This window comes from Enterobacter oligotrophicus (assembly GCF_009176645.1).
In the GTDB taxonomy this organism is placed as follows: domain Bacteria; phylum Pseudomonadota; class Gammaproteobacteria; order Enterobacterales; family Enterobacteriaceae; genus Enterobacter; species Enterobacter oligotrophicus.
Genome location: NZ_AP019007.1, coordinates 1,464,170 through 1,478,243, shown reverse-complemented (window position 1 = coordinate 1,478,243; position 14,074 = coordinate 1,464,170). Strand labels below are relative to the sequence as shown.

Sequence of the window (14,074 nt, the reverse complement as noted above, 5' to 3'; positions counted from 1 at the left end):
ATGTCCAAAATCGTTAAAGTCATCGGTCGTGAAATCATCGACTCCCGTGGTAACCCGACCGTTGAAGCTGAAGTTCATCTGGAAGGTGGTTTCGTCGGTATGGCAGCTGCTCCATCAGGTGCTTCTACTGGTTCCCGCGAAGCGCTGGAACTGCGCGATGGCGACAAATCCCGCTTCCTGGGCAAAGGCGTACTGAAAGCTGTTGGCGCTGTAAACGGTCCTATTGCTCAGGCAATCCTGGGTAAAGACGCTAAAGACCAGGCTGGCATCGACAAGATCATGATCGATCTGGACGGTACTGAAAACAAATCTAACTTCGGTGCGAACGCAATCCTGGCGGTTTCCCTGGCGAACGCCAAAGCAGCCGCTGCCGCTAAAGGCATGCCACTGTTCGAACACATCGCTGAACTGAACGGCACCCCAGGCAAATACTCCATGCCTGTACCAATGATGAACATCATCAACGGTGGTGAGCACGCAGACAACAACGTTGATATTCAGGAATTCATGATTCAGCCAGTTGGCGCGAAATCCCTGAAAGAAGCTGTACGTATGGGTTCTGAAGTGTTCCACAACCTGGCTAAAGTTCTGAAAGCTAAAGGTATGAACACTGCTGTGGGTGACGAAGGTGGCTACGCGCCAAACCTGGGTTCTAACGCAGAAGCACTGGCTGTTATCGCTGAAGCGGTTAAAGCTGCTGGCTACGAGCTGGGCAAAGACATCACCCTGGCGATGGACTGTGCAGCGTCTGAATTCTACAAAGACGGTAAATACGTTCTGGCTGGCGAAGGCAACAAAGCGTTCACCTCCGAAGAGTTCACCCACTTCCTGGAAGACCTGACCAAACAGTACCCAATCGTTTCTATCGAAGACGGTCTGGACGAGTCTGACTGGGATGGTTTCGCATACCAGACCAAAGTGCTGGGCGACAAAATCCAGCTGGTTGGTGATGACCTGTTCGTAACCAATACCAAGATCCTGAAAGAAGGCATCGAGAAGGGCATCGTTAACTCCATCCTGATCAAATTCAACCAGATCGGTTCTCTGACCGAAACGCTGGCTGCAATCAAGATGGCGAAAGACGCTGGCTACACCGCTGTTATCTCTCACCGTTCTGGCGAAACTGAAGACGCGACCATCGCTGACCTGGCTGTGGGTACTGCTGCAGGCCAGATCAAAACCGGTTCTATGAGCCGTTCTGACCGTGTTGCTAAATACAACCAGCTGATTCGTATCGAAGAAGCGCTGGGCGAAAAAGCACCATACAACGGCCGTAAAGAGATCAAAGGCCAGGCATAAACCTGAACTTTCGTTCTTCTAAAAAAACCCGCTTCGGCGGGTTTTTTATTTTCTATAGCAGAAGCGGCAACGTGGCGCTGGCGGTTTGCTGGCTAACGTCACCGTAATGGCTATCGATTGCGATAAGTGAAGTGGTAAGCAACTCGACCAGCAGCATGACACCAACTTTAGCGTTGAGCGCCCCCGCGCTGAGTGGCCCCTCTGGTTTGGCTGCAACCAGTTGCATATCGCTAAGGGAAGCCAGAGGACTTCGTGGCGTATTGCTGAGCGCCAGAACCTGAACACCGCGTTTGCGCGCAAGTTTCACGACATGGAGTAAGTCCCGCGTTGAGCCAGAGCTTGAAATGGCCACAACCAGCGTCTCTTTAGAGAGCGTTGTCGCATTCATGGCTGCGCGGTGCATATCGCTAAAAAGCTGTGCAGGTTTGCCCAGTCGCAACAGCTTATAGTGCAGATACTCACCAAGGATCGCGCTGGCTGCTACCCCATAAATCTGCACCGACTTCGCCTGATGCAGTGCCAGCGCCGCTTTTTCCAGCAGCGTTCTGTCGAGGAGTCTGGCGGTATCCTGCAGAGCCTGCACCGACTCATCCACCACGTTATCAATTTCATCCCCGGCCTGACGTGCGGGCTGACCCTGCTGAATATCCAGCGCCAGCGCCATTTTGAATTCGTTATATCCCTTACACCCCAGCGTCCGGCAAAGACGCGTCACGCTGGCCTCGCTGGTTTGGCTCTCACGCGCCAGCTCGGTGATCGTCAGGTAGAGCACCCGCGCAGGATCGTTGAGAACAAACTCCCCCAGTTTTTGTTGTGTAGGGCTATACCCGGAAGCCTCCTGGCGTAGCTTCAGCAGCAGGTTTTCATGGTCTGACATGCTAGATCCTTAATACGTTTCTCTGTCGGCTAGTGTGGCGGAAAGCGGGGGAAAGATGCCAGTCATTTCGAAAAAGTATGATCCGCTTCCTGGTTTTTGATGGTAATTTTCACTTTATCATTAAATGGTGGTAAAAATTTTCATCATTATACCAGGGGGATGAAAAAATGATGCACATGTTCAGCGGAGCTTCTTCCGGCGGATGGTTTGAAAAAGCACAGCGCTTTGGCAAATCCTTTATGTTGCCCATTGCCGTTTTGCCTGCGGCGGGGCTGCTACTGGGGATCGGCGGGGCGCTGTCGAACCCCAACACGCTCACGGCTTATCCGTTTTTAGACGTAGCGTGGCTGCAGGCCATTTTCACCATTATGAGCAGTGCGGGTTCGATTGTATTTGCAAATCTCTCCGTGCTGTTTGCCGTTGGGGTTGCCGTCGGGTTGGCCAAAAATGATAAAGGCACGGCCGGGCTGGCGGCGCTGCTCGCGTTTCTGGTGATGAATGCCACCATCAACGCCCTGCTGATCCTGACCGGGAAGCTGGCGCTTGAAAATCCGGGTGCTGTGGGGCAGGGCATGACGCTGGGCATTCAGACGCTGGAAACCGGCGTGTTCGGCGGCGTGGTCATTGGACTGGTGACCTGCGCGCTCCATCATCGCTTCAACAAAATTGCGCTTCCGCAGTTCCTCGGCTTCTTTGGCGGCTCACGCTTTGTCCCCATTATCAGCTCGCTGGCGGCGATACTCGTCGGGGCTCTCATGACGGTAGTTTGGCCGCATTTCCAGAAGCTGATCTTTGGCCTCGGCGGGCTGGTGGATGCCACCGGCTATCTGGGTACTCTGCTGTATGGCTTCATCCTGCGCATGCTTGGCCCGTTTGGTCTGCACCACATCTTCTATCTTCCGTTCTGGACCACCGCGCTTGGCGGCAGTGAAATCGTCAACGGCCATCTGGTTGAGGGCACACAGCGGATCTTCTTCGCCCAGCTTGCCGACCCGAACACGCAGCATTTCTATGAGGGCACATCGCGCTTCATGTCCGGGCGCTTTATTACGATGATGTTTGGTCTGCTGGGGGCTTGCCTCGCGATGTACCACACGGCAAAACCCGAGAATAAAAAGCGCGTTGCGGGGCTGCTGCTTTCAGCGGCGTTAACCTCTTTCCTGACGGGAATTACTGAGCCCATCGAGTTCTCATTCCTGTTTATTGCGCCGGTGCTGTACGTCATTCATGCGGTGTTCGACGGGCTGGCGTTCATGCTCGCGCACATGCTGCACATCACCATCGGACAGACTTTCTCCGGCGGTTTTATTGATTTCGTGCTGTTCGGCATTCTGCAGGGTGAGGCAAAAACCAACTGGATGTTCGTCCCGCTGGTGGGCGTGCCGTGGTTCTTCCTTTACTACTTCACCTTCCGCTATCTGATTAACCGTTTTGATTTTGCCACGCCGGGCCGTGAAAAGGAGGCGGTGGCTGACGAGGTTACCCTGCCGCAAAGCGACCGCGCCACGGCGGTGATTGCCGGATTAGGCGGCAGAGACAATCTGGATGACGTTGACTGCTGCGCCACGCGCCTTCGCGTCACGGTGAAAGACGGTAGCAAAGTGAATGAAGCGGCATTAAAAGCGACTGGCGCGCGCGGCGTCATCGTGCGCGGTAACGGTGTTCAGGTCATTTATGGCCCGCACGTCACCATTATCAAAAATGAAGTGGAAGAGATCTTATCGTAATGAAAACTGTACTGGATAACCTGAAGGGAAAACTGGTCGTCTCCTGTCAGGCGCTGGAAAACGAACCGCTGCACAGCCCGTTTATTATGTCGAGAATGGCGCTGGCGGCGGCGCAGGGCGGGGCTGCGGCGATCCGCGCCAACAGCGTGGTGGATATCGAAGCCATTAAAGGTCTGGTCTCGCTGCCGATCATCGGGATCATCAAACGGGACTATCCGGATAGCGAGGTGTTCATCACCGCGACGATGAAGGAAGTCGATGAGCTTATGGCGGTCACCCCGGACATCATCGCGCTGGATGCGACCGCCCGGAAGCGTCCCGGTGGGGGAACTCTGGAAACGTTGGTCGCGCAGATCCGCGCCCGTTACCCCTCGCTGCTGCTGATGGCGGATATTTCCACCGTGCAGGAGGCAGTGACGGCGCAGGCACTCGGCTTTGATTGTGTTGGGACCACGCTTTACGGCTATACGGCGGAGACCGCAGGCCATTCGCTTCCGGAGAATGACTGCGGGTTACTGAAAGCGGTACTGGCTGCCGTCACGATCCCGGTGATTGCCGAAGGCAACGTGGATACTCCCGAGCGCGCGGCCAGATGTCTGGCGCTTGGGGCGCATGCGGTGGTTGTCGGGGGAGCCATCACCCGTCCGCAGCAAATTACGGAACGGTTTATGGCGGCGATTGGCGCGCAAAGCACCGATGGAGCATGACCATCCGGCGGGGATCTGCGATACTTATCGTTTATCCCCTTAACCGAGATGACTATGCAGTACCCGATTAACGAGATGTTCCAGACCCTGCAAGGCGAGGGTTACTTTACCGGCGTTCCCGCTATCTTTATTCGTTTACAGGGATGCCCGGTTGGCTGTGCCTGGTGTGATACCAAACATACGTGGGATAAACTCGCAGATCGGGAAGTGTCGCTGTTTAGCATTCTGGCGAAAACCAAAGAGAGTGATAAGTGGGGGGCTGGCAGCCCGGAAGATCTGCTGGCCATCATTGGTCGTCAGGGCTGGACGGCTCGCCACGTGGTGATCACCGGCGGCGAACCCTGCATCCACGACCTGATGCCGCTGACCGAACTGCTTGAAAAAAACGGTTATAGCTGTCAGATCGAAACCAGCGGTACTCATGAAGTGCGCTGCTCCCACTCCACGTGGGTGACGGTGTCGCCAAAGGTGAATATGCGCGGCGGGTATGACGTGCTTTCTCAGGCGCTGGAGCGTGCAGATGAGATCAAACACCCGGTCGGCCGCGTGCGTGATATTGAAGCGCTGGATGAGTTGCTGGCGACGCTGACGGACGAAAAACAGCGCGTGATTGCGCTACAACCGATCAGCCAGAAAGACGATGCGACGCGTCTGTGCATTGAAACCTGTATCGCCCGCAACTGGCGGTTGTCGATGCAGACGCACAAGTACCTGAATATTGCCTAAAAAAGCCCGGTGGCGCTCGCGCTTACCGGGCCTGCGGTTCGAGGCTTTTGCCGGCCGGGTAAGGCGAGGCCGCCACCCGGCAAGCATTACTCTCCGCGATACACGCAGCCTGCGGTGCAGGTCTCTTTGATCATCACCGCGCTCAGCAGCGGCACCAGCGGTTTCATCTGATCCCAAATCCATTTTGCCAGCACTTCGCTGGTCGGGTTCTCAAGACCCGGAATGTCATTCAGATAGTAGTGATCCAGACGATCGTAGGTCGGCTTAAACGCGGCCTTCAGTTCAGCAAAGTCCATGATCCAACCGGTATGCGGATCGACTTCACCGGTGATCTCAAGACGCACCATAAACGAGTGCCCGTGCAGGCGGCCACATTTATGCCCTTCAGGGACATGCGGAAGGTGATGGGCGGCTTCGAAGGTGAAATCTTTAAACAGTGTGGTGGACATCATCGCTCTCAGTAATGCGGAAAAAACCGCCGCATAGTACCGGAAAGCACAATTTTTATCATTAACTAAAACGGCTCTGATACCGGAACGCCGTTTATGAGGCCTTTCATTCATTTATTCTATTTAAATTTCAACAAGTTAATTAATCTGTTTTACCGTTAAGAACGATAACTAAAAGAGGTTAGTCCTTTTGGTTATTTATTATTTCCATCCCTTCTTTAATTGTTATTATCCCCGCCGTTAACCTTATCTTCAGTTTGGATTTATTCGCTTAAAGTCCGCTTTGCTACTGGAACATAACGACGCATGACAACACAGGCCCCACCTTCAAATTTGCTTCCCCTGAACCCGGAGCAACTGGCGCGCCTTCAGGCCGCGACCACTGATTTTTCACCCACTCAGCTTGCCTGGGTTTCCGGCTATTTCTGGGGAATGCTCAACCAGCAGCCTGGTGCCGTGGCTGGCGCACCGGCAACGGCCGTTGAAATTCCTGCCATTACGCTGATCTCCGCCTCACAAACGGGCAACGCCCGCCGCGTGGCGGAAGCGCTGCGTGATGACCTGCTCGCCGCCAAACTGAACGTGAACCTGGTGAATGCCGGGGAGTATAAATTTAAGCAAATCGCGTCAGAAAAACTGCTGGTGGTTGTCGCCTCAACGCAAGGGGAAGGTGAACCCGCAGAAGAAGCGGTGGCGTTGCACAAGTTCCTGTTCTCGAAAAAAGCCCCCAAACTGGATGGCACCGCCTTTGCCGTATTCGGCCTGGGTGACACCTCCTATGAATTCTTCTGCCAGTCCGGTAAAGATTTTGACAGCAAGCTGGCGGAGCTGGGCGCAGAGCGCCTGCTGGACCGCGTAGATGCGGATGTTGAATACCAGGCGGCTGCCGCGGAATGGCGTGCACGCATCGTTGAGATACTGAAAGCCCGCGTCCCGAAAGAGACGCCAGCACAGGCCGCCGTTACCGCAGCGGGCACTGTCAATGAGATCCACACCAGCCCTTACACCAAAGAGGCTCCGCTGGCGGCGAGCCTGTCGGTGAATCAGAAAATCACCGGCCGCGATTCGGAAAAAGACGTCCGCCATATTGAGATCGATCTCGGTGATTCCGGCCTGCGTTATCAGCCTGGCGATGCGCTGGGCGTCTGGTATCAGAACGATCCGGCACTGGTGAAAGAGCTGGTCGAGCTGCTGTGGCTGAAAGGCACGGAGCCTGTCACCATTGAGGGCAAAACGCTGCCGCTCTCCGAAGCGCTGCAGTGGCATTTCGAGCTGACGGTGAATACCGCCAATATTGTGGAAAACTACGCCACGTTAACGCGCAGCGAATCGCTGCTGCCATTAGTGGGTGATAAGGCGAAACTGCAGCATTACGCGGCAACGACGCCAATTGTCGATATGGTACGTTTCTCGCCAGCTCAGCTGGATGCAGAAGCCCTGATCGGCCTGCTGCGTCCGCTGACACCGCGTCTTTACTCCATTGCCTCCTCGCAGGCCGAAGTGGAAAGCGAAGTGCACATCACCGTCGGTGTGGTGCGTTACGACATCGAAGGCCGCCCGCGTGCGGGTGGTGCGTCGAGCTTCCTGGCTGACCGCGTAGAGGAAGACGGCGAAGTCCGCGTCTTTATCGAGCACAACGACAATTTCCGCCTGCCAGCGAACCCGGAAACCCCGGTCATTATGATTGGTCCGGGAACCGGTATTGCACCGTTCCGCGCTTTTATGCAGCAGCGTGCCGCAGATGACGCGCCAGGCAAAAACTGGCTCTTCTTCGGCAACCCACACTTTACAGAAGATTTCCTCTACCAGGTGGAGTGGCAGCGTTACGTGAAAGAGGGCGTGCTGACCCGCATCGATCTGGCCTGGTCCCGTGACCAAAAAGAAAAAGTATACGTACAAGACAAACTGCGCGAACAGGGCGCGGAGCTGTGGCGCTGGATCAATGATGGTGCCCACATTTACGTCTGCGGCGACGCCAATCGCATGGCGAAAGACGTTGAGCAGGCGTTGCTGGAAGTGATTGCCGAATTCGGCGGTATGGATGCCGAAACGGCGGATGAATTTTTAAGTGAGCTGCGCGTTGAGCGCCGTTATCAGCGAGATGTCTACTAATGAGCGAAAAACATCCAGGCCCACTGGTGGTCGAAGGCAAACTGTCTGACGCCGAACGCATGAAGCTGGAAAGCAACTACCTGCGCGGCACCATTGCCGAAGATTTAAATGACGGTCTGACCGGCGGTTTCAAAGGCGACAACTTCCTGCTGATCCGTTTCCACGGTATGTACCAGCAGGACGACCGCGATATTCGCGCCGAACGTGCTGAACAGAAGCTGGAGCCGCGCCACGCGATGCTGCTGCGCTGCCGTCTGCCGGGCGGGATCATCACCACCAGACAGTGGCAGGCGATCGACAAGTTTGCCGGTGAAAACACGATTTACGGCAGCATCCGTCTGACCAACCGTCAGACCTTCCAGTTCCACGGCATTCTGAAAAAGAACGTGAAGCCGGTACACCAGATGCTGCACTCGGTTGGGCTGGACGCGCTGGCGACCGCCAACGACATGAACCGCAACGTGCTCTGCACCTCGAACCCGTTTGAGTCTGAGCTGCATGCCGAAGCCTATGAATGGGCGAAGAAGATCTCTGAGCACCTGCTGCCGCGCACCCGCGCCTATGCGGAAATCTGGCTCGATCAGGAAAAAGTCGCCACCACTGACGAAGAACCGATCCTCGGCCAGACCTACCTGCCGCGTAAGTTCAAAACCACGGTGGTGATCCCGCCGCAGAACGACATCGATCTGCACGCCAACGACATGAACTTTGTGGCGATTGCGGAAAACGGCAAGCTGGTCGGCTTCAACCTGCTGGTGGGCGGTGGTTTGTCCATTGAGCACGGTAACAAGAAAACCTACGCCCGTACCGCGAGCGAGTTCGGCTTCCTGCCGCTCGAACACACGCTGGCCGTGGCGGAAGCGGTGGTCACGACCCAGCGCGACTGGGGCAACCGTACCGACCGTAAAAACGCGAAAACCAAATACACGCTGGAGCGCGTGGGCGTTGAGACGTTCAAAGAAGAGGTGGAGCGTCGTGCGGGCATTAAGTTTGAACCGATCCGCCCTTACGAATTCACCGGTCGCGGCGATCGCATTGGCTGGGTAAAAGGCATCGACAATAAATGGCACCTGACGCTGTTTATCGAAAATGGCCGCATTCTGGATTATCCCGGCCGTCCGCTGAAAACCGGGCTGCTGGAAATTGCTAAGATCCATAAAGGCGAGTTTCGCATTACTGCTAACCAGAACCTGATCATTGCTGGTGTGCCGGAGAGCCAGAAGGCGAAGATCGAGAAACTGGCGCGCGATCACGGGTTAATGAATGCGGTGAAACCGCAACGTGAAAACTCTATGGCCTGCGTGTCGTTCCCGACCTGCCCGCTGGCGATGGCCGAAGCCGAACGCTTCCTGCCGTCATTCACCGACAAAGTGGAAACGATCCTGGAAAAACACGGTATCCCTGACGAACATATCGTGATGCGCGTGACGGGCTGCCCGAACGGCTGCGGCCGCGCGATGCTGGCAGAACTGGGTCTGGTCGGTAAAGCACCGGGTCGCTACAACGTGCATCTTGGCGGCAACCGTATGGGCACACGTATTCCGCGTATGTACCGCGAAAACATCACGGAACCGGAAATTCTTGAATCTATCGATGAGCTTGTCGGGCGCTGGGCAAAAGAGCGCGAAGCGGGTGAAGGCTTCGGCGACTTTACGGTGCGTGCGGGCATCATTCGCCCGGTGCTCGATCCCGCAAGGGATTTCTGGGAGTAACATCCCGACGGTTTAACAGGTGTTGTAGGCCGGGCAAACGCAGTGCCGCCCGGCAAAACAGGCAAGTGAGGTTCTTATGTCCGTACTCGATCTAACCGCCCTTAATGACCTGCCAAAAGTCGAACGCATCCTGGCGCTGGCAGAAACCAACGCCCATCTGGAAAAGCTGGACGCCGAAGGGCGCGTGGCGTGGGCGCTGGAAAACCTGCCGGGTGACTATGTGCTCTCGTCGAGCTTCGGTATTCAGGCGGCGGTCAGTTTGCATCTGGTGAATCAGATCCGCCCGGACATTCCGGTGATCCTCACCGATACCGGCTATCTGTTCCCGGAAACTTACCAGTTTATCGATGAGCTAACGGACAAGCTCAAGCTGAATCTGAAAGTCTACCGCGCAGAGCAGAGTGCGGCCTGGCAGGAGGCGCGCTACGGCAAACTGTGGGAGCAGGGCGTTGAAGGCATTGAGAAATACAATGAGATCAACAAAGTCGAGCCGATGAACCGGGCGCTGAAAGAGCTGAACGCGCAGACCTGGTTTGCGGGCCTGCGTCGTGAGCAGTCCGGCAGTCGGGCGACGCTACCGGTGCTGGCGGTGCAGCGTGGAGTATTCAAAGTGCTGCCGATTATCGACTGGGATAACCGCACGGTGTACCAGTACCTGCAAAAACATGGGCTGAAGTACCATCCTCTGTGGGATCAGGGGTATCTGTCTGTGGGCGATACCCACACCACGCGTAAATGGGAACCGGGAATGGCGGAAGAAGAGACGCGATTCTTTGGATTGAAGCGCGAGTGCGGGTTGCACGAAGGGTGATGTCTTTTCGCCCGGTGGCGGCTACGCCTTACCAGGCCCACAAAGGTACGAAACGTAGGCCCGGTAAGGCGTAGCCGCCACCGGGCTTAACTACATCAGGCTTTTCCCGCTTTCGCCAGCTCCTTCACCAGCGGTAGCATCACTTTCACCACATCCCGGCTGCGGTGCTCAATCCGCTGCGGCAGTGCGCTATCGATGTGCTGCAGATTATCCAGCCTCACGTCGTGCCAGCTTGTCCCGTCCGGGAAGGCTTTCGATTTGGCGCGCTGCTGGTAGCCATCTTTCTTACCCAGCGTCCAGTTGGTGGCCTCAACGTACAGCACCGGAATACCGGCTTTATCGAACACTTCCCCGTCGTTACAACATCCCGTGCCTTTTGGGTAATCCGGATTTCCGCCAGGATTGGTGGTGGCATAAACTCCGTGGCTGCGCGCAATCGCCAGCGCCCGATCGCGGGTTAATTTACGCACGCTGCTCGGCGTACGTTGTCCGCTATTGAAATAGAGTTTATCGCCCACGATAAGATTATCGAGGTTAATTACCAGCAGCGTATTTTTCTTCTCTTCAGCACTCATGCGCTTAAGGAGATTCTCAGCGCCGAGTTTTCCCTCTTCTTCACCGCTGGTCGCAATAAAGCGAATGCCGTATTTCGTCGGAATATTTTTCATGCGCTCGGCCAGCTCTAACATCACGCCCAGACCCGCCGCGTTATCATCTATTCCCTGTAGCGTCAGCCCGCCGAGATTATTGTCGGTATCGGTGTCGCTCAACGGCGCGAAGGTATCCAGGTGCGCCAGAATAATAATCTGCTGCGCGGTTTTACCTTCGTGTGCCGCAATAACGGTACTGCCGGTCACGTTATGCCAGTTTTGCGTTTTATTACGTGAGGTATAAATGTAGCGGCTGTGAAATGAGCGAATATCGCTCTGGTAGCCCATCTCCGCAAACTGCTGGCGAATATAGTCGGCGGAAAGCATCTCTGCAGGCGTTCCGGTCATTCGGCCTGGGAATACTGTTGCAATATGCCGCGCCTGCATATTGGCGATTTCACCATACGGTTGATTTTTTGCCTGAACCGGAAAGATAAAGCAAACGCCGAGCGCCAGGGCTGCGTATCGGTGGCGCGTTGCGGAAAACATAGTGAGTCCTTAAAAACAGAGCAAAATTTTAACTCGCTTAGTATGAAACTGTGATCGTGTAGACACAATTTGAATTGCTCTTAAATGCCCGAAATTTCGAACGTTAAGCACTTTTTGATATTTGCTTTTTCAGGGCGTTATTCCATTGAGTAACTACTCATTCCAATTCGTAATTTCATTCGATCTAAGCCGCCCCCTATAGTCCCACTATTCCTGGTTGTTAGTGAGTTGTAGCTTGTGGACTTTCTGCCCTTATTTGCCGCGATTAAAGAGAGACCTGTACTGGTGGTGGGTACGGGCGAAATTGCCGATCGCAAAATCGCATTCCTCCATCGCGCAGGTGCGAAGGTGCAGGTGGTCGAAGACGCGGATTTCGCAGAATCGCAAATCGACAAGGTGGTGCTGGTGATTGCGGCTACCAGCGATCGTGAACTTAACCGCCGGATCTCCGAAGCTGCGCAGGCTCGCCACCGTCTGGTGAATGTGGTGGATGATCCGCCGCTGTGCTCGTTTATCTTTCCGTCGATTGTCGATCGAACGCCGCTGTTGGTTGCCATCTCCTCCGGCGGAAATGCCCCTGTTCTGGCGCGTCTGCTGCGCGAGAAGATTGAAGCGCTGCTTCCGCCACGCCTTGGGCGTATGGCCGAAGTGGCAGGACAGTTTCGTGATCGGCTTAAAGCGCGGGTTAACACCACTGACGGACGTCGCCGTTTCTGGGACCGGGCCTTTCGTGGTCGTTTCGCCAGCCTGATGGCTGCGGGAAATGAACGTGAGGCCGAACAGGTGCTTGAGGCGTCGTTGTCACAGCCGGAGCCGTCGCAGGGGGAAATTATTCTGGTGGGAGCAGGTCCTGGTGACGCGGGGTTACTCACCCTGCGCGGCCTGCAGGTTATTCAGCAGGCCGACGTCGTCTTTTACGATCATCTGGTCACCGATGCCGTGCGTGAGCTGATTCGTCGCGACGCGGAACAAATTTGCGTCGGCAAGCGGGCGGGCGAGCACTCCGTGCCGCAGCACGACACCAATCAAATGCTGATTGCCGCAGCGAAAGCGGGCAAAACCGTGGTGCGCCTGAAAGGTGGCGATCCGTTCATCTTTGGCCGCGGCGGTGAAGAACTGCAGGCGGCGGCAGAAGCTGGCGTACCGTTCCAGGTTGTGCCTGGCATCACAGCGGCGTCAGCAGTGACGGCTTATGCCGGTATCCCGCTGACTCATCGCGATTACGCTCAGAGCGTAACTTTTGTAACCGGCCACTACAAAGCCGACAGCACGCCGTTTGACTGGTCACATCTCGCCCGAAGCCGACAAACGCTTGCCATCTATATGGGCACGATGAAAGCGGCGGATATCAGCGAACAGCTTATTCAGCACGGTCGCGAGGCAACCACGCCCGTGGCCGTGATCTCACGCGGTACGCGCGTCGATCAGACTGTTGCTACCGGCACACTACAAAACCTTGCACACCTGGCGAAAGACGCCCCGATGCCCGCCCTGATCGTGGTCGGTGAAGTGGTGCGGCTGCACAGCACGCTCGCCTGGTTTCAACATACAACAGACTCAGAGGGGTTTGGCTCCTCTGTGGTGAATCTGGCTTAAGGAACGGTTATGGACCAAAAACGACTTACTCACCTGCGGCAACTCGAAGCGGAAAGCATCCATATTATCCGCGAAGTGGCTGCCGAGTTCTCTAACCCGGTGATGATGTACTCCATCGGTAAAGATTCCAGCGTTATGCTGCATCTGGCGCGTAAAGCGTTTTATCCGGGTACGCTGCCGTTCCCGCTGCTGCACGTGGATACCGGCTGGAAATTCCGCGAAATGTACGAATTCCGCGACCGTACCGCCAAAGCCTACGGCTGTGAGCTGCTGGTGCACAAGAACCCGGAAGGGGTGGCGATGGGTATTAACCCGTTCGTCCACGGTAGCGCCAAGCACACAGATATTATGAAAACTGAAGGGCTGAAGCAGGCGCTGAACAAATACGGTTTTGATGCGGCTTTCGGGGGTGCGCGCCGTGACGAAGAGAAATCCCGTGCGAAAGAGCGTATCTACTCCTTCCGCGATCGTTTCCACCGCTGGGACCCAAAAAACCAGCGCCCGGAGCTGTGGCACAACTACAACGGCCAGATTAACAAAGGCGAAAGCATCCGCGTTTTCCCGCTCTCTAACTGGACCGAGCTGGATATCTGGCAGTATATCTACCTGGAAAATATCGAGATCGTTCCGCTGTATCTGGCGGCTGAGCGTCCGGTGCTGGAGCGCGACGGCATGCTGATGATGATCGACGACGATCGCATCGACCTCCAGCCAGGCGAAGTGATCAAAAAACAGATGGTGCGTTTCCGTACCCTCGGCTGCTGGCCGCTGACCGGCGCGGTGGAATCCAGTGCGCAGACGCTGCCGGAGATCATCGAAGAGATGCTGGTATCAACCACCAGCGAGCGACAGGGGCGCGTGATTGACCGCGACCAGGCAGGCTCCATGGAGCTGAAGAAACGTCAGGGTTATTTCTAAG

General features: G+C 55.7%; 12 protein-coding genes. 9 read left to right on the top strand and 3 right to left on the bottom strand.

Features of this window, described 5'->3' with window-relative positions; all coding sequences use genetic code 11:
• Positions 1 to 1,299 (top strand): phosphopyruvate hydratase, encoded by a 1,299-nt coding sequence (gene eno / locus EoCCA6_RS06970; protein ID WP_152082055.1) that lies wholly within the window; start codon positions 1 to 3, stop codon positions 1,297 to 1,299.
• Between the two features lie 52 nt (positions 1,300 to 1,351).
• Here eno and EoCCA6_RS06965 read toward each other — a convergent pair whose 3' ends face one another.
• Positions 1,352 to 2,176: a MurR/RpiR family transcriptional regulator gene (locus tag EoCCA6_RS06965; protein WP_152082054.1), complete on the bottom strand. Its 825-nt coding sequence runs from the start codon at positions 2,174 to 2,176 to the stop codon at positions 1,352 to 1,354.
• Between the two features lie 167 nt (positions 2,177 to 2,343).
• Here EoCCA6_RS06965 and EoCCA6_RS06960 point away from each other — a divergent pair, with 167 nt between their 5' ends.
• From EoCCA6_RS06960 to queE, 3 genes are read left to right on the top strand one after another with little or no spacing between them, the layout of a single operon-like run.
• A complete protein-coding gene (locus EoCCA6_RS06960) occupies positions 2,344 to 3,903 on the top strand; it encodes a maltose/glucose-specific PTS transporter subunit IIC (protein ID WP_152082053.1) in 1,560 nt (519 codons plus the stop codon).
• A complete protein-coding gene (locus EoCCA6_RS06955; RefSeq protein ID WP_152082052.1) occupies positions 3,903 to 4,610 on the top strand; it encodes an N-acetylmannosamine-6-phosphate 2-epimerase in 708 nt (235 codons plus the stop codon). Before EoCCA6_RS06960 ends, EoCCA6_RS06955 begins: the two co-directional genes overlap by 1 nt.
• Before the next feature lie 54 nt (positions 4,611 to 4,664).
• Positions 4,665 to 5,336, top strand: a complete 672-nt coding sequence (gene queE / locus EoCCA6_RS06950) for a 7-carboxy-7-deazaguanine synthase QueE (RefSeq protein WP_148388027.1) — start codon at positions 4,665 to 4,667, stop codon at positions 5,334 to 5,336.
• Positions 5,337 to 5,422: 86 nt separating this feature from the next.
• On the opposite strand, the gene queD is transcribed toward queE, so the two are convergent.
• Entirely contained in the window at positions 5,423 to 5,788 is a 366-nt protein-coding gene (queD, locus tag EoCCA6_RS06945; protein ID WP_167515535.1) for a 6-carboxytetrahydropterin synthase QueD, read from the bottom strand.
• 303 nt (positions 5,789 to 6,091) lie between these two features.
• On the opposite strand from queD, the gene cysJ reads away from it, so the two are divergent.
• From cysJ to cysH, 3 genes are all read left to right on the top strand, one after another.
• A complete protein-coding gene (cysJ, locus tag EoCCA6_RS06940; protein ID WP_152082051.1) occupies positions 6,092 to 7,897 on the top strand; it encodes an NADPH-dependent assimilatory sulfite reductase flavoprotein subunit in 1,806 nt (601 codons plus the stop codon).
• Complete coding sequence (gene cysI, locus EoCCA6_RS06935) at positions 7,897 to 9,609, top strand: assimilatory sulfite reductase (NADPH) hemoprotein subunit (protein ID WP_152082050.1); 1,713 nt, start codon at positions 7,897 to 7,899, stop codon at positions 9,607 to 9,609. Before cysJ ends, cysI begins: the two co-directional genes overlap by 1 nt.
• Positions 9,610 to 9,685: 76 nt before the next feature.
• On the top strand, positions 9,686 to 10,420 hold the full coding sequence (gene cysH, locus EoCCA6_RS06930; RefSeq protein ID WP_152082049.1) for a phosphoadenosine phosphosulfate reductase: 735 nt from the start codon (positions 9,686 to 9,688) through the stop codon (positions 10,418 to 10,420).
• A 95-nt stretch (positions 10,421 to 10,515) separates the two neighbouring features.
• Here the strand turns inward: cysH and EoCCA6_RS06925 are convergent, their stop codons facing one another.
• Entirely contained in the window at positions 10,516 to 11,559 is a 1,044-nt protein-coding gene (locus EoCCA6_RS06925; protein ID WP_152082048.1) for an aminopeptidase, read from the bottom strand.
• A 237-nt stretch (positions 11,560 to 11,796) separates the two neighbouring features.
• Here EoCCA6_RS06925 and cysG point away from each other — a divergent pair, with 237 nt between their 5' ends.
• The gene (cysG, locus tag EoCCA6_RS06920; RefSeq protein WP_152082047.1) at positions 11,797 to 13,155 is read left to right on the top strand and encodes a siroheme synthase CysG; all 1,359 of its coding nucleotides are present in this window, start codon (positions 11,797 to 11,799) and stop codon (positions 13,153 to 13,155) included.
• A 9-nt stretch (positions 13,156 to 13,164) separates the two neighbouring features.
• Positions 13,165 to 14,073, top strand: coding sequence for a sulfate adenylyltransferase subunit CysD (gene cysD / locus EoCCA6_RS06915; protein WP_006811770.1), 909 nt, complete (start codon positions 13,165 to 13,167; stop codon positions 14,071 to 14,073).
• The last annotated feature ends 1 nt before the right edge of the window (position 14,074 follow it).

Excerpts from the sequence above, each read along its gene's own strand:
- eno (WP_152082055.1), top strand. The coding sequence starts at position 1 with ATGTCCAAAATCGTTAAAGTCATCGGTCGTGAAATCATCGACTCCCGT.
- EoCCA6_RS06965 (WP_152082054.1), bottom strand. The coding sequence starts at position 2,176 with ATGTCAGACCATGAAAACCTGCTGCTGAAGCTACGCCAGGAGGCTTCC.
- EoCCA6_RS06960 (WP_152082053.1), top strand. The coding sequence starts at position 2,344 with ATGATGCACATGTTCAGCGGAGCTTCTTCCGGCGGATGGTTTGAAAAA.
- EoCCA6_RS06955 (WP_152082052.1), top strand. The coding sequence starts at position 3,903 with ATGAAAACTGTACTGGATAACCTGAAGGGAAAACTGGTCGTCTCCTGT.
- queE (WP_148388027.1), top strand. The coding sequence starts at position 4,665 with ATGCAGTACCCGATTAACGAGATGTTCCAGACCCTGCAAGGCGAGGGT.
- queD (WP_167515535.1), bottom strand. The coding sequence starts at position 5,788 with ATGATGTCCACCACACTGTTTAAAGATTTCACCTTCGAAGCCGCCCAT.
- cysJ (WP_152082051.1), top strand. The coding sequence starts at position 6,092 with ATGACAACACAGGCCCCACCTTCAAATTTGCTTCCCCTGAACCCGGAG.
- cysI (WP_152082050.1), top strand. The coding sequence starts at position 7,897 with ATGAGCGAAAAACATCCAGGCCCACTGGTGGTCGAAGGCAAACTGTCT.
- cysH (WP_152082049.1), top strand. The coding sequence starts at position 9,686 with ATGTCCGTACTCGATCTAACCGCCCTTAATGACCTGCCAAAAGTCGAA.
- EoCCA6_RS06925 (WP_152082048.1), bottom strand. The coding sequence starts at position 11,559 with ATGTTTTCCGCAACGCGCCACCGATACGCAGCCCTGGCGCTCGGCGTT.
- cysD (WP_006811770.1), top strand. The coding sequence starts at position 13,165 with ATGGACCAAAAACGACTTACTCACCTGCGGCAACTCGAAGCGGAAAGC.